Annotated in this window: 23 protein-coding genes; 19 read left to right on the plus strand and 4 right to left on the minus strand. The window is 49.7% G+C overall.

Going from position 1 to position 22,598, the window contains the following annotated elements:
- Positions 1-249: 249 nt before the first annotated feature.
- Complete coding sequence (locus tag IE117_RS13310) at positions 250-1,227, minus strand: KpsF/GutQ family sugar-phosphate isomerase (RefSeq protein ID WP_189564929.1); 978 nt, start codon at positions 1,225-1,227, stop codon at positions 250-252.
- A 92-nt stretch (positions 1,228-1,319) separates the two neighbouring features.
- Between IE117_RS13310 and recQ the strand changes: the two genes are divergently transcribed.
- The 5 genes from recQ to lhgD all read left to right on the plus strand — a co-directional run bounded on the left by recQ (position 1,320) and on the right by lhgD (position 8,662).
- Positions 1,320-3,527: a DNA helicase RecQ gene (recQ, locus tag IE117_RS13315; RefSeq protein ID WP_189564930.1), complete on the plus strand. Its 2,208-nt coding sequence runs from the start codon at positions 1,320-1,322 to the stop codon at positions 3,525-3,527.
- Positions 3,528-3,592: 65 nt separating this feature from the next.
- Positions 3,593-4,882 carry a phosphoribosylamine--glycine ligase gene (gene purD, locus IE117_RS13320; RefSeq protein WP_189564931.1) on the plus strand — a complete coding sequence of 430 codons (1,290 nt, stop codon included), beginning with the start codon at positions 3,593-3,595 and terminating at the stop codon, positions 4,880-4,882.
- A gap of 116 nt (positions 4,883-4,998) precedes the next feature.
- The gene (locus IE117_RS13325) at positions 4,999-6,078 is read left to right on the plus strand and encodes a PSP1 domain-containing protein (RefSeq protein WP_308439287.1); all 1,080 of its coding nucleotides are present in this window, start codon (positions 4,999-5,001) and stop codon (positions 6,076-6,078) included.
- Between the two features lie 141 nt (positions 6,079-6,219).
- Positions 6,220-7,416, plus strand: coding sequence for an anhydro-N-acetylmuramic acid kinase (locus IE117_RS13330; protein WP_189565377.1), 1,197 nt, complete (start codon positions 6,220-6,222; stop codon positions 7,414-7,416).
- A gap of 46 nt (positions 7,417-7,462) precedes the next feature.
- Entirely contained in the window at positions 7,463-8,662 is a 1,200-nt protein-coding gene (gene lhgD / locus IE117_RS13335; RefSeq protein WP_189564933.1) for an L-2-hydroxyglutarate dehydrogenase, read from the plus strand.
- Between the two features lie 9 nt (positions 8,663-8,671).
- Here the strand turns inward: lhgD and IE117_RS13340 are convergent, their stop codons facing one another.
- The 3 genes from IE117_RS13340 to IE117_RS13350 form a co-directional block, all read right to left on the minus strand.
- A complete protein-coding gene (locus IE117_RS13340) occupies positions 8,672-8,986 on the minus strand; it encodes a rhodanese-like domain-containing protein (protein WP_189564934.1) in 315 nt (104 codons plus the stop codon).
- A 52-nt stretch (positions 8,987-9,038) separates the two neighbouring features.
- Positions 9,039-9,245: a YgaP family membrane protein gene (locus IE117_RS13345; RefSeq protein WP_189564935.1), complete on the minus strand. Its 207-nt coding sequence runs from the start codon at positions 9,243-9,245 to the stop codon at positions 9,039-9,041.
- An 84-nt stretch (positions 9,246-9,329) separates the two neighbouring features.
- Entirely contained in the window at positions 9,330-9,962 is a 633-nt protein-coding gene (locus IE117_RS13350; protein WP_229580836.1) for a Crp/Fnr family transcriptional regulator, read from the minus strand.
- Between the two features lie 269 nt (positions 9,963-10,231).
- Here IE117_RS13350 and rplM point away from each other — a divergent pair, with 269 nt between their 5' ends.
- The 14 genes from rplM to IE117_RS13420 all read left to right on the plus strand — a co-directional run bounded on the left by rplM (position 10,232) and on the right by IE117_RS13420 (position 22,587).
- On the plus strand, positions 10,232-10,681 hold the full coding sequence (gene rplM, locus IE117_RS13355; RefSeq protein ID WP_189564936.1) for a 50S ribosomal protein L13: 450 nt from the start codon (positions 10,232-10,234) through the stop codon (positions 10,679-10,681).
- Positions 10,682-10,692: 11 nt separating this feature from the next.
- The gene (gene rpsI / locus IE117_RS13360; RefSeq protein WP_189564937.1) at positions 10,693-11,079 is read left to right on the plus strand and encodes a 30S ribosomal protein S9; all 387 of its coding nucleotides are present in this window, start codon (positions 10,693-10,695) and stop codon (positions 11,077-11,079) included.
- A gap of 168 nt (positions 11,080-11,247) precedes the next feature.
- Positions 11,248-12,141 (plus strand): 30S ribosomal protein S2, encoded by an 894-nt coding sequence (rpsB, locus tag IE117_RS13365; RefSeq protein ID WP_189564938.1) that lies wholly within the window; start codon positions 11,248-11,250, stop codon positions 12,139-12,141.
- Between the two features lie 177 nt (positions 12,142-12,318).
- Positions 12,319-13,158: a translation elongation factor Ts gene (gene tsf, locus IE117_RS13370; protein WP_189564939.1), complete on the plus strand. Its 840-nt coding sequence runs from the start codon at positions 12,319-12,321 to the stop codon at positions 13,156-13,158.
- Between the two features lie 174 nt (positions 13,159-13,332).
- Entirely contained in the window at positions 13,333-13,935 is a 603-nt protein-coding gene (locus IE117_RS13375) for an RNA polymerase sigma factor (RefSeq protein WP_189564940.1), read from the plus strand.
- Positions 13,936-13,948: 13 nt separating this feature from the next.
- Positions 13,949-14,134 (plus strand): hypothetical protein, encoded by a 186-nt coding sequence (locus IE117_RS13380; RefSeq protein ID WP_189564941.1) that lies wholly within the window; start codon positions 13,949-13,951, stop codon positions 14,132-14,134.
- Between the two features lie 6 nt (positions 14,135-14,140).
- Entirely contained in the window at positions 14,141-14,992 is an 852-nt protein-coding gene (locus tag IE117_RS13385) for a mechanosensitive ion channel family protein (RefSeq protein WP_189564942.1), read from the plus strand.
- Between the two features lie 12 nt (positions 14,993-15,004).
- Positions 15,005-15,955: a DUF3078 domain-containing protein gene (locus IE117_RS13390; RefSeq protein WP_189564943.1), complete on the plus strand. Its 951-nt coding sequence runs from the start codon at positions 15,005-15,007 to the stop codon at positions 15,953-15,955.
- Positions 15,956-16,009: 54 nt separating this feature from the next.
- A complete protein-coding gene (gene mscL / locus IE117_RS13395; RefSeq protein ID WP_189564944.1) occupies positions 16,010-16,342 on the plus strand; it encodes a large-conductance mechanosensitive channel protein MscL in 333 nt (110 codons plus the stop codon).
- Between the two features lie 145 nt (positions 16,343-16,487).
- Positions 16,488-17,864, plus strand: coding sequence for a UDP-N-acetylmuramoyl-L-alanine--D-glutamate ligase (gene murD, locus IE117_RS13400; RefSeq protein ID WP_189564945.1), 1,377 nt, complete (start codon positions 16,488-16,490; stop codon positions 17,862-17,864).
- A gap of 21 nt (positions 17,865-17,885) precedes the next feature.
- Positions 17,886-19,031, plus strand: a complete 1,146-nt coding sequence (locus tag IE117_RS13405) for an FtsW/RodA/SpoVE family cell cycle protein (protein ID WP_189564946.1) — start codon at positions 17,886-17,888, stop codon at positions 19,029-19,031.
- A gap of 83 nt (positions 19,032-19,114) precedes the next feature.
- Entirely contained in the window at positions 19,115-20,233 is a 1,119-nt protein-coding gene (gene murG, locus IE117_RS13410) for an undecaprenyldiphospho-muramoylpentapeptide beta-N-acetylglucosaminyltransferase (protein ID WP_189565379.1), read from the plus strand.
- A gap of 140 nt (positions 20,234-20,373) precedes the next feature.
- Positions 20,374-21,783 (plus strand): UDP-N-acetylmuramate--L-alanine ligase, encoded by a 1,410-nt coding sequence (gene murC, locus IE117_RS13415; RefSeq protein ID WP_189564947.1) that lies wholly within the window; start codon positions 20,374-20,376, stop codon positions 21,781-21,783.
- A 27-nt stretch (positions 21,784-21,810) separates the two neighbouring features.
- The gene (locus tag IE117_RS13420) at positions 21,811-22,587 is read left to right on the plus strand and encodes a cell division protein FtsQ/DivIB (protein WP_189564948.1); all 777 of its coding nucleotides are present in this window, start codon (positions 21,811-21,813) and stop codon (positions 22,585-22,587) included.
- Positions 22,588-22,598: the final 11 nt, after the last annotated feature.

Raw genomic sequence — 22,598 nt, forward strand, 5'->3', positions numbered from 1 at the left:
AGAAATGCTGACAGGACAATTAAGAAAAAAGACGGAAACCTTCTGGGTAAAAAGATCTTTTCCATACGATTTAAAGTTAATAAAGTAGTTGAATAAAACTCAATCTATACAATTAGCTATTTTGATCCAAATAAATATTCATAAATTTATATTATCATTTTATATTGTATTGAATAAGTTATAAAATGGCTTTGTCCCTACAACCTTACCGTAGTTTTGCGAGGATATGCCGAAAAAGGAATCCAATTTTTAAATCAGCCCTTCTTTCAGCAAATCGTGCAGATGCACGAAGCCCTTCAACCTCCCGGCTTCCACGACTACTAGCTGCGTGATACTCCGCGCCTGCATGAGTTGCAGGGCATTCACGGCGTATTCGTCGGGAGCGATACCGATGGGGGAGGGGGTCATGATGTCGTGGGCAGTCAGGTGCAGCAGGTCGGTTTCGTGGTGCTGATTGAGCATCCGGCGCAGGTCGCCGTCGGTGACGATGCCCGCCAAAGTACCCTCTTTTTCGGTCAGGACTGCCGTAGCCCCCAGCCGTTTCGACGTGATTTCCAGAATCACCTCTTTGAGATTAGCGGTTTCCGATACGGCAGGCAGGTCATTGTGGGGGTAAATGTCGCTGACGCGCAGGTAAAGTTTCTTGCCCAAACTACCCCCGGGATGATTGCGGGCGAAGTCCTGGCGGGTGAAGCCACGAGCCTCTAACAGGCAGATAGCCAGGGCGTCACCCAATGCCATGCATACCGTAGTGCTGGTGGTAGGAGCCAGGTTGAGCGGATCGGCCTCCTGTGGGGCGTGCGCGTGGATGATGTAGTCTGCATTCTTTGCCAGGTAGGAATCCTTATTACTCACCATTGCAATCAGAGTAATGCCTGCTCTTTTCAGCAGTGGAAGCAGTACCTTTACTTCCGGCGTGTTGCCACTTTTGGAAATGGCAATGACCACATCCCCGGCCTGAATCATTCCCAGGTCGCCGTGAATGGCGTCGGCGGCATGCATGAACAGAGCGGGCGTTCCGGTGGAATTGAGGGTGGCGACGATTTTCTGGCCCACCAGAGCGCTTTTGCCGATGCCCGTAATCACTACTCTGCCGCCTGCTTGCAAAATGGCCTCCACGCAGTTTTCGAAATCTTTGCCGATGTGTTCTACCAGATTCTGGATAGCTTCGGCCTCTCGCGCCAACACTTCTTTTGCGATGGACTGAATATTTTTTACTAATTTCAATTTTGAATCCGACTACCGGAATTGCTAATTTTATGAAAAATCTGAAAGAGCAAAGGTAGAGAACTTTGAAATAACCCTCCCGTAAGCTAACAATGATACAACAGACCGAAAAAGTCGCCGTAGATACCCTAAAAACAAGTTTGAAAGAGATTTTCGGATTTAGCCAGTTCAGAGGCGATCAGGAAGTCATCATTAATAACATTCTGGCTGGTAAGAACACCTTCGTAATCATGCCCACCGGAGCCGGCAAATCGCTGTGCTACCAGCTTCCGGCCCTCGTCAAAGACGGTATGGCCATAGTGATTTCGCCCCTCATCGCCTTGATGAAAAACCAGGTGGATCAGCTCAATGCCTTCGGAATCAATGCCCAGTTCCTGAACTCCACGCTTACCAAGGCCGAGATCAGCCGGGTCAAGCGTGATGCGCTCGATGGTAGTCTGAAAATGCTCTACATCGCTCCGGAGTCGCTGACGAAAGAGGAGAATCTTGATTTTTTACAAAAAACCAACCTTTCTTTCGTTGCGATCGACGAAGCGCACTGTATTTCGGAGTGGGGCCACGACTTCCGGCCCGAATACCGCCGTATCCACGGGATTATCGACGATATTGGCGATTTGCCGATTATCGCCCTTACTGCAACGGCCACGCCCAAGGTACAGCAGGATATTCGCAAGAACCTGCAAATGGAGGAGGCCCAAACGTTCAAGTCGTCCTTCAACCGCGAAAACCTGTATTACGAGATCAGGGCCAAGCACGACGCCAAAAAGCAACTCATTCGGTATGTTCACCACAACAAAGGCAAATCGGGCATCATTTATTGCCTGAGCCGTAAAAAGGTCGAGGAGATCGCCTCGCTGCTGAATGTAAATGACGTGCGGGCACTTCCTTACCATGCCGGGCTGGATTCCCACACGCGCATGGCCAATCAGGATGCTTTTCTGAATGAGGATGTGGAAGTGATCGTGGCAACCATCGCCTTCGGCATGGGGATCGATAAGCCCGATGTGCGTTTTGTGATTCACTACGATGTTCCCAAGTCGCTGGAAGGCTACTACCAGGAAACGGGCCGCGCCGGCCGCGACGGACTGGAAGGAAACTGCCTGATGTTTTACAGCTACGCGGACATTCAAAAGCTGGAAAAATTCAATAAGGACAAGTCGGTGACCGAGCGCGACAATGCCCGCCATCTGTTGGGCGAAATGGTTGCCTATGCCAACCTGGGCGTGTGCCGCCGCCGGCAGTTGTTAAGTTATTTTGGGGAGTACTACGGCGAGGACTGTGGTTTCTGCGATAACTGCATGAAGCCGACGGAAACTTTCACTGTGCAGGATGAAGTACTGCTGGCTTTGAAAGCCGTAAAACTCACCGAAGAGCGTTTCGACGGCGAACACATCGCCGACCTGCTGATGGCTAAGGAGAATCAGTACGTCCGTAGTTATGAACATGACAAGCTGGATGTGTATGGCAAAGGCAAGGAACTTAAAGAATCGCACGATTTTTGGATTTCACTGATTCGCCAAATGGTAATTTTCGATTACCTTGTCAAGGACATCGAGAATTACGGCGTGCTTCGTATTTCAGAACGCGGCGAAGCTTTCCTGAGCGATCCATATCCGGTCACGATCCATGCAGATCATAACTATGAAGAAGAAGTGAGCAAAGACGATGACGACAACGGCGGCCCGGCTTCCAGCGGTGGTCATGCCTACGATGAAGCCCTGCTATCTCTGCTGAAAGCCCTGCGCAAAAAGGTGGCGAAAGAGAAAAATCTGCCACCTTACGTGATTTTTCAGGACCCTTCCCTGGAAGAAATGGCCACGGTTTACCCGACTACTGCGCAGGAGATGTCGCAGGTCAATGGTGTGGGCATGGGTAAGGTCCAGAAGTTTGGTACTCAGTTCATCGACGCCATCACCAGGTATGTGGAGGAAAATGAAATCGAAACGGCCAAAGACGTGGTGGTAAAGTCGATGGTCAACAAATCCAAAATCAAGATTTTTATCATTCAACAGGTAGACCGTAAGGTTGATCTGGAAGAAATCGCCGACGCCAAAGGCCTTGCGATGGAAGAATTGATCGAGGAAATCGAACATATATGCTACTCGGGTACCAAGCTCAACCTCAACTACTACATCAATCAGGTCATTGACAGTGACCGTCAGCAGGATATTAAGGAGTATTTCATGACTGCGGAAACCGATAATATCGCCGCAGCATTGGTGGAATTTGCCGATGAGGACGTCACCGAAGAAGAACTCCGGTTGGTGCGAATCAAATTCCTGTCTGAATTCGCCAACTAGCCACACGTACACAAATACATGAATGGCTTCCCTGTACCTTAGGGAAGAAACTGGGTTACTACTTTATGAATATACTAATACTGGGTTCGGGCGGGCGTGAACACGCATTTGCCTGGAAAGTGGCGCAAAGTCCGCTTTGTGACGAACTGTATGTAGCACCCGGCAACGCTGGAACGGCTTCGGTGGCGACCAATGTTGCAATCGGCTACAATGATTTCGAGGCTGTCGCCTCGCTGATTGTCGAAAAGCGCATCGAGTTGGTTATCATCGGTCCCGAAGAGCCGCTTGTGCAAGGCATCGTCGATTTCCTGCAGAGCCGCCCCGAACTAAACCACGTCCGGCTCATTGGTCCCGACAAAGCCGGGGCGCAGTTGGAAGGAAGCAAGGATTTTTCCAAAAATTTTATGGAGAAATACGCCATACCTACCGCCAGCTACCGTACGTTCACGGCGGAGACTATTGACGAAGGAATGGCTTACCTGCAATCGCACGCCATGCCTGTCGTTCTTAAGGCTGACGGACTAGCGGCGGGCAAGGGTGTCATCATCGCCGAGACCGTAGCGCAGGCCCAGCAAGCCCTGCAGGAAATGCTGGTGGATGGCAAATTCGGCGCGGCAGGGAATAAGGTAGTTGTCGAGCAATTTCTCAAAGGCATTGAACTTTCGGTCTTTGTTTTGACCGATGGTACCCATTATAAAATATTGCCCGAAGCCAAAGATTACAAGCGTATTGGCGAAAATGATACCGGACTGAATACGGGTGGTATGGGCGCGGTTTCGCCCGTTATTTTTGCTGACGAATATTTTCTGAAAAAAGTGGAGGAGAAAGTGGTGAAACCCACTTTGGACGGTCTTCAGAAAGAAGGAATAAAGTACGTGGGGTTCATTTTTATTGGCCTGATGAACGTCAAGAGCGAACCCTACGTGATTGAATATAATGTGCGCATGGGCGATCCCGAAACCGAAGTGGTGCTTCCACGCATTCAGTCGGATTTGGTGACGCTGCTGACGGCCACGGCGAAGGGGAATCTACAGGATGTACCCATGACGATCTCGCCACAAGTGGCCGTCACGACGGTGGTAGTGTCGGGAGGATATCCCGGCGACTATGAAAAAGGCAAGGTAATTGCCGATACGGACAAGGCCGAGGATGTGGTGGTGTTTCATGCCGGAACCGCATTCAATGGCAATACGGAGGTCGTTACCAACGGTGGAAGAGTATTGGTCCTCACGGGCATTGCGAACTCTTTGGAAAATGCCGTTCACAAATCACAACGAGCGGCCCAGACAGTACAGTTTGAAGGAAAATACTACCGCCATGATATCGGCCTCGATCTCTTACGATATAAAGATTGAGGAAATAGATTATGGGATGCATATCATGTTCATCCGGCGGCTGCGGCTCCAGCGAAAGCGGCACGGCCCCCGGATGCAAAAGTAATGGCAACTGCGGAACCGGCGGTTGCAATAAAATGAACACATTCGACTGGCTGAGCCACATGGAAATTCCAGTGGCGCAGCGGTTTGATGTGCTGGAAGTGAAGTTCAAAGGGGGGCGTAAGGAATTTTTCCGCAACGTCAACCAGCTCGATCTCACGACGGGCGACTTTGTTGTCTGCGAAATGCAATCGGGTTACCATGTCGGGATGGTGTCGCTGCAGGGCGAACTCGTGCGATTGCAAATGAAGCGCAAAAAGGTAGTTGTCAACGATGATCTGAAAGTAATTTACCGCATAGCCGACGAGAAAGACCTCGAAAAACATACCCAGACCATTGCCCGCGATCTGCCGACAATGTACCGCAGCCGCGAGATTATTAGGAATCTGAAGCTGAATATGAAGCTGTCGGACGTGGAGTTTCAGTCTGACAACACCAAGGCCACTTTTTATTACTCCTCCGAAGAGCGGGTGGATTTCCGGGAGCTGATCAAGCTGCTGGCCACCGAATTCAGAATCAGGGTCGAGATGCGGCAGATCAGTCTGCGGCAGGAAGCCGGACGACTGGGTGGGGTGGGTGCCTGTGGGCGTGAACTCTGCTGCTCAACCTGGATCACCGATTTCAAAACCATCTCTACTTCGGCGGCGCGCTATCAGAACTTATCGCTCAATCCCGCCAAGCTCTCAGGCCAATGCGGACGGCTCAAATGCTGTCTTAACTACGAGTTGGAAACTTACATCGACGCCCTGAGCCATATCCCCACGGTACATGCACCGCTGAAGACCAAAAAGGGGAACGCCGTTCTCCAAAAGACGGACATTTTCAAGCGGATTATGTATTTCAGCTTCGAGAAGGATAACAACTGGTACCCTATAGCCACGGATAAGGTGAAGGAGATTCTTCTCCTGAACAAGAAAGGCGAAATTCCCGAGACGCTCGAAATTTTGGTGATGCCCGAAGTGGCTCTGGCCGAAGAAACCAAGGAGGCCGGATCGCTCAACACCGATCTGGAAAGCCTGGACAGAAAGTATAGCGAAGCTCCGAAAAAGAAAAAGCGCAAGAAGAGCCGGAACAACCGGAACAAACAGCGTAAGCCGAAGAGTTCGGGCGTTTAGGATGAAGCAAAATTAGTAGGTGATTGGTGTATGAGTGGATTTCAGAGAAAAGGCTGCCCAAACCGGGTAGCCTTTTCTCTGAAAAAGCTTGGCAAACCTATCCACCTTCAAGTACCACAGATTAGTTGCGAAAATGGCCATATAATGCGTCAAATAGAAAAACTTTATAAGATTGCGTGTAGCCCCTCACGCCGTATCATCGGCCTGATGTCGGGTACTTCGCTGGATGGGCTGGACGTGGCCTTGTGCCAGGTAAGCGGCAGCGGGCTCGCGACGGAACTGACGGTGGAGCGGTTCACCACCGTTCCCTACGCCGAAAGATTCCGGGACGATATCCGGTCGGTCTTTGCCAAAAAGACAATTGACTTTCAGCATTTGTGCTTGTTGAATGCCCACATCGGTACCCAACACGGACGCATGGTATTGGATTGTCTGGATACCTGGAAAGTTAACGCCAATGAAATCGACCTGATTGCCAGCCACGGACAAACGGTCTATCATGCACCCAAGAAACAGCACGGGCTGGCAGACTACCCCAATGCCACGCTACAAATCGGTGATGGCGACCATATGGCCCATACTACCGGCATTATTACCATCAGCGACTTCCGGCAGAAGCACATCGCAGCGGGTGGTGAAGGGGCCCCCCTGGCCGTTTATGGTGACTACTTGCTCTTTTCAAAAAAAGACGAAAACCGGATCCTGCTCAATATGGGGGGGATCGCCAATTTTACCTACCTACCCGGCTCTCAACGTGCCGATGAGGTATTCACTACTGATACCGGTCCGGGGAACACTTTGCTTGATGCCTTCACCAGCCTATATTTTCAAAAACCTTATGATGAGAATGGCGCGTTGGCCGCTTCGGGGAAGATCGAGCCAAAGTTATTGGCAGCCTTAAAAGATCATTCCTTTTTTGATGCCAGCTTTCCCAAAACTACCGGACCGGAGGTGTTCAATGCTGAGTATGTTCAGGTGGCGCAAGTACGGAGTGGTACGCAGGGTACTTTGCCCCATGATCTCCTGGCTACACTCACCCGGTTCAGCGCCGAGACTATCGCGGAATCCATAAAAAGAGTGATTGAATTCTCCGAAAAATACACCCTTTACGCCAGCGGTGGCGGAGCGCATAATCCGATATTGATGCAGCACATCTGTGAACAGCTACCCAATTTCGCAGTAGACAGTACGGAAAAACTTGGCGTGGCAGGAGATGCCAAGGAAGCCGTGCTTTTTGCAGTACTAGCCAACGAAACCGTTACCGGCGGCGGCACCGACTTTGGCACCCGTGAAGGTGTGCCGAGCGTGAGTATGGGGAAAATTTCATTCCCGAGGTAACCTCCATGTGAGCATGAATCCTTCTATCAACCCTCAATCGAAATAAATGTACGACGTTACCATCATCGGCGGCGGAATCGTTGGATTGGCCACTGCACTACGCCTTAAAGAGCAGCAGCCCGCGTTGCGACTACTGCTGCTAGAAAAGGAAAAGAGTGTAGCCCAGCACCAAACAGGTCACAACAGCGGCGTCATCCATTCGGGACTATACTACAAGCCAGGTAGTCTGAAAGCCACCAATTGCATCCGGGGCTACCGGATGTTGCTGGATTTTTGTGATCAAGAGGATATCCCCTACGACCTATGTGGCAAAATCGTCGTGGCGACTCAGCCCGAGCAAGTACCCATTCTGCATGGGCTGCATGAGCGCGGCTTGCAGAATGGCTTGACGGAGAACCGGAAAATATCTTTCGAAGAAATGCGGGAAATCGAGCCCCACGTGCAGGGACTGGAAGGGATTTGGGTTCCCTATACCGGAATAATCGATTACAAAGCGGTATCGGAAAAGTACGCCAAGCGCATCAAAGAGCTGGGCGGGGAGCTTAGGTTTGGGGAAAAAGTCATCAAAATTCAGCACACCAACGGCCGCTCGCAAATCAGTACTGAGAAGGGCGGTGAATATAAATCCAAACTTGTGATTAACTGCGCCGGTTTGTATTCCGACACCGTGGCGCAACTTACCCAGGAAGACGACATCAAAGTACGCATCATACCCTTCCGGGGCGAGTACTTCAAGCTGAAACCTGAAAAAGAACACTTGGTTAAAAACCTCATCTACCCCGTGCCGGACCCTAATTTCCCATTCCTTGGCGTTCACTTTACACGGATGATCGAGGGTGGGGTAGAGGCAGGACCAAATGCCGTGCTGGCCTTTCGCCGGGAGGGCTACGGCAAAACAAATTTCAATTTTAAGGAATTTTCGGAAACGCTGGGTTGGCCGGGTTTTCGCAAGGTGGCCGCCAAGTACTGGCGCACGGGTCTGGGCGAAATGTACCGCTCTTTTTCGAAGGCTGCCTTCACCGAAGCGTTGCAGGAACTCATTCCCGAAATCCAGTCCGATGACCTCGAGCCCGGCGGTGCAGGAGTGCGTGCCCAGGCCTGTGATTACGACGGTGGCCTGCTCGACGACTTCGCCATCCTGGAAAGCGCATCAGCTATTAACGTTGTCAATGCGCCTTCCCCGGCGGCCACATCGTCGCTATCCATTGGGCAAACGGTCTCGGAAAGAGCATTGGCGCGGCTTTGAGTACTTTGGCTACATGATTTGGCTCTGTAAGCTGTTCCAGGAACCGCCATTGTACACTTCGTCATAGCCGTTTGAGGTGAGAACTCCCTTAGCGGAGCCGCTTCGCATTCCCGAAGCACAACACACGATTACCGGCTTGTCTTTGCGTATTTTGGACAAGTTTTGGGATAGAGTTTGCAAAGGTACGTTAACCGAACCTTTGAGGTGGCCGGACTGGTACTCGGCATTGGTTCTTACATCTACAATTTGTGCGCCGTTGGCTACCAGGGTTCTGTAGTCTGTTTTGGGGCCGGAGTTGAACATTTTTTTGAGAAAATCGAGCATGATTGTTTATGAGAAAAAACTGAGCGAAACTGTTGAATAAAAAGGAAAACCTTTACACCTTCTCTTTTCTGGTAGAAAGACCGAAGGGAAGGTACAGGGGACAAAAACTCAGGAAACTGGTAGCGACAAATACCAAGGCCAGTATTCCCAGAATAATCGCAGTCGTCCCGTTTATTTGTCCGGTATAGTAAAGTACGCCGATACCAACGGCGGCCAGTACCCGAATCGCCCTGTCCATTAAACCCATATTTTTTTTCATGACCTGTCGTGTTAAGTAGTTGCTGAAAATTTGATTTTGTCACACAAAGGTGATGTATTTCAGAAACCCCGACAGTGACATAAATCACAGTTTGGACAGAAGCTTAATCTGACCGCGGTAGAGCAACAGTTTTCCGTCATTCTCTAGCTTTTTCAATAGCCGCGAAATTACTTCCCGTGAGGTAGCGAGGTCGTTGGCAATCTGTTCGTGCGATAGGTTGACCAGCGTTGTCCCCGTGGCTTTTGACTTTTCGCGCAAGTAACGGCCAAGACGTTCATCCAGTTTCTGGAAAGCGATCTGGTCGATCGTGTTCAATAGTTCGTTGAATCGGGTACGGATCGTCCTCATCACGAAGCTTTTCCAGGTGGGGTACTTTACCATCCATTCGTCCATAGTCGTGATCGGAATTGCCAACATTTCAACCGGAGCTTCTGCCACAGCCTTGATTTCACTGGTTTGATGTTGCATGCAGCAGGTAAAAGTGAGGGCACAGCTTTCAAGCGGGTTTACGTAGTAGAGTAGCAACTCCCGGCCATCTTCATCGTTGCGGGAAATTTTCACCGTGCCGGAAAGGATAATCGGCATGGATTTAATGCTCTGACCGATGTCTAAAATGGTAGTTCCTTCCGGAGCCGAGATGAATCGGGCCTTTTCTTCAATTTCTTCGAGAAGTTTTGGCTCGAAGACTTCACTGAGGGTTTCGATTGTGGAGATCATATCGTAAAGCTGCTAATGGTATTAGGTGTAGAGGTTCTGTCAAACAAACTATATGGCAGAAACAGTTCTTTGCGGTCTGGTGGAAAGTACCTCCTCCGGAGCCCAGAGATTGTGGCGCGCTTCGCCCGCCCTTTGTTATGAAACATAATTTCTCTCGCCACCTTGCTATTCAAAAGGTTAAGCTCTATATTTGCACTCCCATTTTCAGGTGGGACAGGTATTTTAATGTTTAAAATCCTGAGAATCAATTATAAATCCTTTTGTTAATCGTGGATACGTTAAGCTACAAAACCATCTCGGCGAACAAAGACACCGTCAACAAGGAGTGGATCGTGGTGGATGCCAAGGATGTGGTGCTGGGCCGTTTGGCTAGTGAAGTCGCCAAAATCATCCGGGGCAAGCACAAACCCGCTTTCACACCGCACGTTGACTGTGGTGATAACGTGATCGTTATCAACGCCGACAAAGTAAAAATGACCGGGAAGAAAATGACCGATAAGATTTACATTCGCCACACGGGCTACCCGGGCGGACAGCGTTTTCAGACGCCGCGTGAAATCTTGGCCAAGTACCCCGAGCGCCTGGTAGAAAAGGCAGTACGGGGCATGTTGCCCAAAGGTCGCTTAGGCCGTCGGTTGTTCACTAATCTGTATGTGTACGCATCCGCCGAGCACCCACATGCCGGAGCGCAGCCCAAAGAAGTTAAATTCAACTTGTAAGACAATCCAGTATGGAAGTTATCAACACAATTGGTCGCAGAAAGACCGCCGTGGCGCGTATCTACATGAAGCCCGGCAAGGGTGAAATCAAGGTAAACGGCCGCGATTATAAAGAATATTTTCCCTTTGAAGTTCACCAAATCGTGCTTCAGCAGCCGTTCACGACGCTGAACGCCAACGGCACCTACGATCTGAAGGTGAATGTACGCGGTGGTGGAATCACGGGACAGGCAGAAGCGACACGTATGGCTATTGCCCGCGCGCTCGTAGAAGCTAATGCCGAAAACCGTCCTCCTTTGAAAAAAGAAGGCTTCCTGACTCGCGACCCACGTATGGTGGAGCGTAAGAAGTACGGTCGTCGCAAAGCTCGTCGGAAGTTCCAGTTCTCGAAGCGTTAATAGTCTGGTATTTGGAACCAGTGAACAGTGCTGTGCGTCAGCATTGTTTCATTTCTTCAATACTTCGGCGTTCCTGTTGCAACTAAAAAAGTCCAGGCAGCACTTATCGTGTCCGGTGTGCTGTGCTGCGTAGTTGTTTTTTCAAATCACATTTTTATCAAAAATTAAATGGCACAGATAGAGTATAAAGACTTATTGAACGCGGGGGTGCATTTTGGTCACCTGACCCGTAAGTGGGATCCCCGTATGGCTCCATATATTTTTATGGAGAAAAACGGGATTCATATCGTGGATCTCAACAAGACCCTGAACAGTCTTGAGCAAGCCGAAGCGGCTTTGAAACAAATCGTGCGTTCGGGCAAGAAGATCATGTTCGTTGCTACGAAAAAGCAAGCTCAGGAAATTGTGACGGAAGAGGCCAAGCGCCTGAAAATGCCTTACGTGACCGACCGCTGGCTGGGAGGCATGTTGACCAACTTCGGTACCATCCGGAAGTCGATCAAGAAAATGCAGACGCTGGAGAAAATGTTGACCGATGAAGAGACAGTCAACAATATCGCTAAGCGTGAGCGCCTGATGCTTACCCGTGAGCAGGAAAAATTGAACCGCGTACTGGGTGGCATCGCTGACCTGACGCGTTTGCCTTCGGCCCTGTTTGTGGTGGATGTGAAGCGTGAGCACATTGCAATTTCCGAAGCGCGCCGATTGAATATTCCGGTATTCGCCATCTGCGATACCAACTCCAACCCTGACCTGGTCGAGTTTCCGATTCCTGGTAACGACGACGCTTACAAATCGATTTCGTTGTTGACTCTTGCCGTAGGCAAAGCCATTGAAGAAGGTTTGATGGAGCGCAAGCAGGACAAAGAAGACCAGCGCCTTGCCGAAGAGGAGGAAGCGAAGCGTCAGAGCGATCTGCGTAACGAGGCAGAAGCCGCTAAAAAGCAAGCCCGCGAAGAGGCCAAACAGGCAAGAGAGCAGGCTACTGAGGCAACTCCTTCGACTGAGACACCAGCGGCCGAAGCGCCGGTAGCCGCTGCCGAAGAAGGGAACAAGGAGTAACCCTCATCGATGATATATATAGCATAAGGTTCAGACCTAATTATCTGGATATAGATGAGTAGCCCGTAGCCTTCACGCTATGGGCTACTTTATTAAAACAGGGGTGACAAGCCCAAATGCACCTGTACCCTGAATTCATTACAAATAATAATCACCAAAAATCGAAATAAACCAATCATGGCAATAACTGCACAAGACGTAAACAAACTCCGCCAGATGACTGGCGCCGGAATGATGGACTGTAAAAAAGCCCTCACCGAAGCCGAAGGGGATTTTGACAAGGCCGTGGATATTCTGCGCAAGCAGGGACAGAAAGTAGCCGCCAAGCGGGCCGACAATGCCACCTCCGAAGGAGCTGTGCTGGTGCATATCAGCGACGACGCCAAAACTGGCGTGATCGTAGCCCTGGCTTGCGAGACCGAGCCCGTATCCAATGTGGAGGATTTTAAAAACCTGGCTCAATCCATTCTGGACAAAGCTGTGGAAACCAACGCTGCGGATAAGGATGCTCTTTTGTCGGCGACGATGGCCGATGGCCGTTCCGTATCAGAGCACATTATTGATTTGACTGGCAAACTCGGTGAGAAACTGGACGTGGTGGCTTATGAGAACATGAGTGCTGAGGAAGTGGTGTCTTACATTCACTCCAATGGCAAACTTGGTGTACTCGTCGGTTTTGCCGGAGTTAACGGCACAGACGTGACAGATCTGGGCAAGGACGTGGCCATGCAAATTGCAGCCATGAAGCCCGTTGCCCTGGATAAGGATGGCGTGGATTCGGCAACCATCGAGCGTGAAATCGAGGTAGGCCGCGACCAGGCCCGTGCCGAAGGAAAGCCTGAGGCTATGCTGGAGAAGATTGCGATGGGCCGCCTGAATAAGTTTTACCGCGAAAACACGCTGTTAAATCAGGACTTCGTAAAAGACGGGTCAATGACCATCCGGCAATTGCTGGAAAAAACGGCTAAGGGTCTTGAAGTGAAAGACTTTAAGCGGGTGGCTATCGGCAGCGTCTAGTCATTAAGGTTAGTTTCTGTCATCGAAGTATTTTTTGAAAAAAGCCCTGCATTATCGATAATGCAGGGCTTTTTTTGTTATTTCGGGTCGATTCATGCTCGAAATTTTCATAACCTCCCCTCCTGGTAGTTACCTTTCCGCGAAATGGACGTCATAAGCCCACAAGCAAAGCCAATGGCATCATATACCGATGAGGAACTCGTGCGACTGTTCATCGTTACGCAGCGAAACCCTTATTTTGAAGAACTGTACGAACGGTACTCAGGTAAGGTATATCGAAAGTGTCTGTCCTTTGTAAAGGACCAGGCGAAGGCAGAGGATTTTACCCACGATATTTTCCTTAAACTGATTTTCAAGCTGGGTTCTTATAATGAGAACGCCCGTTTTTCCACCTGGTTGTATTCCATTACTTACAACTACTGCATGGATCAGTTGCGGATTAACAAAAAAAGGGCGGAAACATACGTGGATGAGAACCTGGAGATACCCGACGACACGGATCTGAATACAATGTTTGAGGAGCCGGACGTAGAAGTGAAAAATTTGAAACGGGCGATGGAAAGGCTGACTCCCGAAGAGAAAAGCCTGCTCATGATGAAATATCAGGACGAGCTTAGTATCAGGGAAATAGCCGATGTTTTCAATATTACGGAGAGTGCCACCAAGATGCGCCTGCTGCGCTCGCGGGAAAGATTGCGCGCCAAGTACCTGGAAACGGCCATGTTCCTCGGACTATTGGGGGCTAAACTACTGGAACTACTTAAAATCCTGAAATAAAAACAGTGGAGAGATGAACAATGACATCTTTAAGGAACTAGAACCTAATGCGGAGGTTCCCGCGTACCTGAAAAACGCGCTGGTGTCGGAGATCGACCTCATTCGCGACACCATACAAATCGTGGAGCTGTTTACCGAAAGCCTGTTTAGCACGGCGCTGCTATGTGTGTCAGATAGTGAATCACCATCGCAACCTTAGCCTGTTATGGAACGCATTCCTAATATTACCGAAATTCTGATCAATACTTTCAATACGCTGATTGCTCAGTTTGTTGAGTTTGTCCCGCGCCTGATCGGCTGTGCCATTATATTGCTGGTAGGATACCTGGTGGCCCGTGGCGTGGCGATAGTGGTCAAAAAAGTGCTGGGTAGGGTAGGCTTCGACCGCATCGGAGAGAAGTTGAACGAAATCAGCATCGTGAAGCAGCTCAAAACTGAGATCAAGCTCAGCGAAATCGTCGGTACGGTGCTTTACTACTTCATTCTGCTTGTATTTCTGACGGCAGCCACCGAAACGCTGGGCGTGGATGCCATCACCAATATGGTAGCATCCATAGTGGAGTTTATCCCGCACCTGGTTGCTGCCGCCATCATGCTGCAGGTCGGGATTATGCTGGCCGATGTTATCAAAAATGCCGTGACCGCCCTTTGCAAATCATTTAATATTGCTTCGGCCAAGCTGATCGGCAACATGGTGTTTATCTTTTTCCTAATCATCACCTTCATCAGCGCACTGGGCCAGATCGGTCTGGAAACCGCCTTGCTTGAATCAAGTTTCAATCTGATTCTTGGCGGAATCGTAGCCGCTTTCGCCTTAAGCTACGGCATCGCGTCAAAGGATGTGCTGGCCAATATGATCTCTTCGATCTATAGTCGTAGCAAGTACAAAGAAGGTCAAGTCGTAAAGCTGGACGATGTCAGGGGGACGATCACCCGAATTGACAACGTTTCAGTTACGATCCAGAGCGAAGAATCAACCACAGTCGTACCCCTGCAGCTATTTCAGTCGAGAAAAGTGGAAATTTTTAACGAACCCCTCTCAAATCAAAACCCCTAGTCAAGAGTCGAAATGAAAAATTTGGTTTCCCTAGTTTGCCTATTCTTTACAATCCTTACCACTTCAACCCAAATTATCGCCCAGGATGAGGTTCCGAGCGACTCGCTTCGCAGCCGCGAGGGGGCCGTCGTGGATTCCCTGCGGGAAGAGAACGTGGCGGAGGTGGACACTTCCTGGAAAAAAAAGATAGAATTCGGGGCCAATCTGAACCAAGGTAGTTTTAGCAGCAACTGGACCGGCGGGGCGGTGAGTTCGGTGGCATTCGGCGTATTTACGAATGCCCTGATTACTTACGAGAAAGATAAGAACAGCTGGCGGAATGACTTTCAGGCGCAGTATGGAATAGTTCGGAACAAGGGACAGGAAAGCCGCAAAAGCGTGGATCGTCTCTTCTTCGATACCAAATATGGCAGGGAAATAAGCCCGCACTGGAGCTTTATTATCAGTGGTAACCTGCTGACCCAGTTCACGCCTGGATATGAGTATAATAACCTCCCCTCTGGGGAGCTCGAACGTAAGCGGGTTTCCGGTTTATTTTCTCCGGCTTACGTGACGGAGGCGCTCGGTATCGAATACAAACCGGTGGAGTACTTCTTTATTACGTTCTCGCCCGGTGCTGTTCGTCAAACGATCGTGGCCGACTTGAACCTGTACAAGACTTTCCCGAAAAACTACGGCGTCCCCATCGGTAGGCGGGTGCGAAACGAATTGGCTCTGTTGCAATTGGTGGCCAACTTTAATAAAGACATAGCCAAGAACGTAAACTTGAAATTCAGGTACCTGATGTTTGCGAGCTACCAGGATCTGCGTTCCATCGACAACCGCCTTGACGCGATGCTGACCGCTAAAATCAATAAGTACTGGAATGTTAACCTGGGTGCGATCGTGATCTACGACGATGACCAGAGTAACCAAATCCAGTTGGCCCAATCACTCTCAATTGGTTTTCTATACACGTTTTGACAATTGCTTTCTGTTTATCTATCAATTATATACACTCTAACCAATTCATTTGCTATGCTTAAAGAATTCAAAACTTTTGTTGCCCAGGGCAACGTCCTGGATCTGGCTGTCGGCGTCATCATTGGCGCAGCCTTTGGCAAAATTACCACTTCCCTGGTGGAGGATATTTTGAACCCGATTCTGGGAATGTTTATTGGCGGGGTGGATTTTCAGAACCTGAAAGTTGTATTAAAAGAAGCAGTGGGCGAGGAACCTGAGGTCGCCATCATGTATGGTAATTTCATTCAGACCGTCATACAGTTCCTGCTAATTGCGCTGGTCATCTTCTTTATAGTCCGTTACGCTAACCGCATCAAGAAGCCCAGCGAGGTGGAGGTTGTAAACTGATATTGCATTTTGTTAAGAAAGCGGGGGGCGACGGTAATCGCTCCCCGCTTTCTTGTTAAAAATATCTTGAATAAATAATAGGTAGTTTCTTGCAACGGAAGCTTAAATTCTACGAAATTTACGTCAAATTACCTTTTATAATCGGATGTCGGCAGCCAGCAGAAAGTTAGTGATATTGGGAGGCGGCGAAAGCGGCGTGGGCGCGGCACTGCTCGGAAAATCCAGGGGATTTGAGGTTTTTCTGTCCGATCGCAGCCCGCTTCAGACTACCTACCGCGAAGTGTTGAATACCGCCAGAATTCCTTTCGAAGAAGGTGCGCATACTGAAGGTAAGATTCTGGAAGCCAACGAGGTAGTTAAAAGTCCCGGCATTTCGGATACGGCGCATATCGTTCAGGAGCTCTATCGTCGCAACATTCCCGTCATTTCAGAAATCGAGTTCGCAGCACGCTACACCGATGCCAGGCTTATCGCAATTACGGGAAGCAACGGCAAGACAACCACCACGCTGCTGATCTACCATTTGCTCCGCGAAGCCGGGCTGTCGGTTGGGCTGGCCGGAAATGTGGGAGCAAGCTTCGCTGCGCAGGTTGCCAGCGATCAGAAAGATTTTTATGTGTTGGAAATCAGTAGTTTTCAGCTGGATAATATGTACGATTTCCGGGCCAATGTTGCGGTGTTGCTCAATATAACACCCGATCACCTGGATCGTTACGACTATGATTTTCAGAAATACGTTCAGTCCAAATTCCGAATCGTTCAGAACCAGACTGGGGATGATGACTTTATTTACTTTGCCGAAAGTAAGGCACTTACCACCGAATTAGAAAAACGGACGCTGCCCGCCCGACTCTGGCCCATATCTCTTGAAAATAAGCTGGTTAAAGGAGGCTACCTGGCCGACGGTGTATTGACTGTCCGCGGCCACGATCAGGATTTTTCAATCCCTTCCGAAGACCTGCCGATCCAGGGTCCCCATAACGCTATCAATGCTCTGGCGGCCATCTTGGCGGCACAATCCGTTGGAATATCTGCCGAACAGATCCGTTCCGGTTTGCGCTCCTTCGTCAATGCACCGCACCGGCTCGAATCAATCATTACACTGGAAGGTGTAGAGTACGTTAACGATTCCAAGGCTACCAACGTGGATTCAGTTTACTACGCACTTGGTAGTTTTAACCGACCCATTGTATTGATTATCGGCGGGGTAGACAAAGGCAACGACTACGCTCAGATCGAGCCATTGGTAAAAGAAAAGGTCAAGGGCATAATTGCGCTGGGTACGGATACCAAAAAGCTAGCCGATTATTTTATAGGGGCGGTTCCTCAATTTCATGAGACGCAAAGCCTGGAAGAGGCAGTGCGGACAGCCCGCGCCTGGGCGGCCCCCGGCGACGTGGTGTTGCTCTCTCCTGCCTGTGCCAGTTTTGATTTATTCAAAAACTATCTGGACCGGGGCGATCAGTTCCGAAACGAAGTACTTGCATTGAAACCCACACCAATTGAAGTTAACACAAAATAGGAGTAACTCTCCACGGATGAAATGGACACACTGCGCAAAACAAGGGAAATAACACAGGCCTGGTTTGAGCGGAACATGAAAGGCGATCCCTGGCTTTGGGGTATTGCGCTGTTTCTGCTGGGTGGTGGGGTCATCGTTGTCTACAGCGCCAGTGTGATGCAGGCTTACATGTATTACGGCGGCGATACAGAATTTGTATTATTCAAGCAGATACAGCTTGCCATAGCCACCTTTGTGATTATGTACCTGGTACATTTGATCCCCTACACCAAGTTTGTGTTTTTCTCCCGGATGGGTGTTTGGCTGGCTGTGATTCTCCTGCTTTTTACCTTTTTTGAAGGCGTGCGGGTCAATGAGGCCGATCGCTGGATAAAAATACCAATCATCAACCAGAGTTTTCAGCCCTCGGAAGTTGCCAAGATTACTTTGATTGCACACCTGGCGCTTATCCTGGCCCTGCGCTTCAAAAAAGACTGGAGCGATATGCGACTGCTGGTGGAACCCATGTTGATGATTGGCTTGGTGTGCGCCCTCATTTTTCGCTCCAACGTTTCTACGGCCGCCCTCCTGGGAGCTACCTGTTTCATGATGCTTTACGTAGGTAAAGTACCCAAGCGCTACCTGGCCATTACCATGGTGAGTTTTTTGGTAGTTTCGGGGTTGTTGGTGGTTTTGAAAGTCGGACAAAGAGGCAGAACTGCCGAAGCGAGGTTAGAATCATTCATGGACTCTGATACGGTTTCGATGCAATCCTCCAATGCCTACAAGGCCATGGCCCGGGGGGGCATATTGGGAGAAGGCGTTGCCAAAAGCTATCAAAAACACTATCTCCCCAACGGCGACAGCGACTTTATTTTTGCCATTATCGTTGAGGAATACGGTTTGGTGGGGGCGCTGGTTGTGATTGCTGCTTTCTTATTGCTGCTCTATCGTGGGCTGAGAGCCATAAGTAAACCCAAACGGCCCTACGGTGGACTGCTGTCGGCGGGGCTAACGTTCAGTATTGTTTTTCAGGCATTTGCAACGATGGCCGTCACGGTAGGCCTGTTCCCGACAACCGGTCAGACGCTCCCCTTTATTAGCAATGGGGGTACTTCAATGTTGCTGACAGGTGCGGCCATGGGCATTATTCTCAGCGTCAGCCGGGGAGAATTGGAGGAGATTTAATTATTAAATAATGAAAAGTTGGCGGCTAAATTAAGATTCAATACATGAACGCCTGAGCAACCAAACCTTTAAAAATTACACAAATCAACAAATCGACAGACAAACAATCGCGGCGCGTCATTATTAGTGGCGGTGGTACGGGGGGGCATATTTACCCGGCCATTGCCATTGCTGATGCCCTGCGGGCGGCGGACCCAACTACGGAGATCCTGTTTGTAGGAGCTGAGGGCAAAATGGAAATGGAGAAAGTACCTAAGGCCGGATACCGTATTGTGGGGCTTCCCATCGTCGGTATCAAGCGGGCGGTATCGCTGGACAACGTTGCTTTTCCCGTTAAGCTGACACGCAGCCTGCTGAAGGCCCGGTCGGTACTTCGTACTTTCCGCCCCGACGTAGCCGTGGGCGTGGGCGGGTTTGCCAGCGGGCCGTTGTTAATGGTGGCTTCTTTGCTGGGCGTACCTACCCTTATACAAGAGCAGAATTCCCACGCGGGCCTTACCAATAAGCTTTTAGCGAGAAGGGCAAGCACTATTTGTGTCGCCTATCCCGGTATGGAAAAGTTCTTTCTCCAGAGAAAAATAAAGTTTCTGGGTAATCCCGTTCGTCGTGATATCATCGACAGTGGGAGCAAGCGGGCCGAAGCCCTGACTCGTTTCGGCTTTGAGGAAAACCGGAAGACGTTATTCGTCATGGGCGGAAGTCTGGGGGCACTTAGCATTAATGAGAGTATAAGCGCAGGGCTGAAACAGATCATTGGCGCCGGCTACCAGGTACTTTGGCAAACGGGGAAAGCGTACATTGAAAAAGCCCGGGAGGTCGTGGCGCATGTGGATAGCGGACGAGTCAAGGTATTTGATTTTATATATGAAATGGACCTGGCTTATGCCGTTGCCGACGTGGTGGTATCACGGGCCGGCGCCCTATCGGTGTCAGAGCTCTGTCTTGCCGCCAAGCCGTGCATTCTGGTACCTTACCCAGCTGCATCGGAAGACCACCAGACCAAGAATGCGCAAAATCTGACCCGGCAAAATGCGGCCAGACTGATGCCTGACAACCGTGCCGCCTCAGAATTGGTCGAGGCGGCCATCCAACTATTGGGCGATGAACCGAAGCAAATGGAATTGAAACAGAACATCGCTAAGCTAGCCCGACCAAACGCCGCCGCCGAAATCGCTCAGGAAGTGTTGAAGTTGATTCCTTAAACAATCGGTAGAGCGTTTCCTGGATCGTAGCAGTGTTGGTTGAGATTGTGAATATCGTAATAATTTTAATTATAAGATAATCAACTGCCACTAAAAACGAACAGGATTGACCCACCGGAAATTAAAATATCTCCCATTCAATGTCTGACAGCCAAAATTTAAAATCTACCTGGAAAAACGTATTCTTCGTCGGTATAGGCGGCATTGGCATGAGTGCTTTGGCGCGCTGGTTCAACACCAACGGATTTGCGGTCGGGGGCTACGATCGCACCCCGACACCATTAACCCGGGCTTTGGAAAGTGAAGGGATTACCGTTTGCTACGACGATGCTGTAGAGCAGATTCCAGAGGCTGTTCTGCAGGATACAGTCAAAACCTTAATCGTATATACGCCTGCCATTCCCGCCGGACACCGTCAAATGGAGTATTTCAAGGACCAGGGATATACTTTACAGAAACGCTCGCAGGTACTGGGCTGGATTACGCAAAATCTGCGCACGGTAGGCGTAGCCGGAACGCACGGCAAAACTACCACATCCTCAATGGTGGCCCACCTGCTACGGGCATCGGGTGTCAACTGTACCGCTTTTCTGGGGGGGATCACCCAAAACTATGGTACGAATTTTTTACTGAATGAACCCACCGAAAAAGCCGATGAGGTCGTTTGTGTGGTAGAGGCTGACGAATTTGATCGTTCCTTTCTGACGCTACATCCTGATCTGGCGATTGTTACATCTACTGACGCCGACCATCTGGACATTTATGGCGAACATGGAGCTTTATTGGAGTCTTTTCGGGATTTTGTGGGTCAGATCAAGCCAGAAGGAGTTTTGTTTATGCGAGAAGGGTTGGAATTGGCTGCTGGAACCAAAGCAGAAGTGTTGGAATATTCTCTACAGACGGGCAATTATCGCAGCAAAAACCTGCGAATTGAAAATGCCCGTTTCGTTTTTGATATAATTTATCCGGACGGGGAAATAAAAGATGTATCCATGCGGGTACCGGGCTACCACAATGTCGAGAATGCAATCGCGGCCAGTGCAGCGGCCCTGCGGCTGGGAGTGTCGCCCGACCGGATTCGGGACGGATTGGCCAGTTATCGGGGGGTGAAGCGGCGATTTGAATATGTCATCGAAACAGAGGATCTTACTTTTATCGACGACTACGCCCACCATCCGACTGAAATTGAAGCATTCCTGACATCCGTTCGAGCCCTTTATCCTAATCGGCACATCACCGCTATCTTTCAACCTCACCTCTTTACCCGCACCCGCGACTTCGCCGAGGGCTTCGCTACCAGCTTAGGCCTGGCCGACCGGCTGTTCCTGTTGGAAATCTACCCGGCTCGGGAGCAACCCATTGCTGGCGTGAATTCTCAGATGTTGTTGGAAAAAGTTAAGTTGGGTGATAAAGAAATTATCTCAAATGAAAATTTACTTCGTAAATTGGAAAGGATTGATATAGAGGTGTTGGTTACGATTGGCGCTGGTGATATCGACCGGCTGGTTCCGGACATCGCGCAGCTGTTGAAAGCTCCGCTTGCTAATTAATGGACAAAGCCTTATAATATTAACGGCATGTTACGTAATTTTGACTATTACAAAAAATGGCTGGGTAAAATCGTTTGGTTTGCGGTCTTACTTATATGTGTAGGCATGGCCGAAAGTAAACTAAGCCGTCAGCAGTGCGACGATTTGGTGGTCAAAGTGGATTACGACTCGGGAATAAGGTTTATCGACCAGGCGGATGTAGAAAAAATCCTGACAGACAATGGACGGGATCCCGTCCATGGCAACCGGCAGCAGGAGGTGAGCCTTAGGACTTTGGAAAACCGGGTCAAAGCCAATAAGTTGATTGAAGATTGTCAGGTGTATCACGATTTGAACGGAAACCTGGTCGTGGACATTCAGCAGCAAAAGCCGCTGGCTCGTTGGATCGGTTCATCAAGGCAAGGGGAGTGGCGGGGAACAGATGGCTTTTATATCAACGCCGAAGGTGATTTTATCCCGCTGTCCGACCGATTTTCGGCACGAGTGCTGCTAGTGTCGGGAGATTTTTTTAAAAATAAAAAAGACTTGCACACCGAAGCGGGAAGGCAGGTGGTAGATATGATTCGTTATTTGGGCGAAGACCCTTTCTGGAAGGCGCAGGTCATCCAAATGGACGTATCGAAGTCTGGATTCGTGGAACTGAAAACCGCCTTGGGCGACCAGTTGATTGAATTTGGTAAAGCGGAGAATGTTGCGGCAAAGCTGCTAAAACTCCGCATTTTTTATAACAAAGTGATGGCTGCCGACTGGAGCCGTTACGACCGGATAAATCTCCGATTCCGCGACCAGGTGGTTTGCGAATAATACTATAAACG

The sequence above is a fragment of the Persicitalea jodogahamensis genome (genome assembly GCF_014651615.1).
GTDB classification, from domain to species: domain Bacteria; phylum Bacteroidota; class Bacteroidia; order Cytophagales; family Spirosomataceae; genus Persicitalea; species Persicitalea jodogahamensis.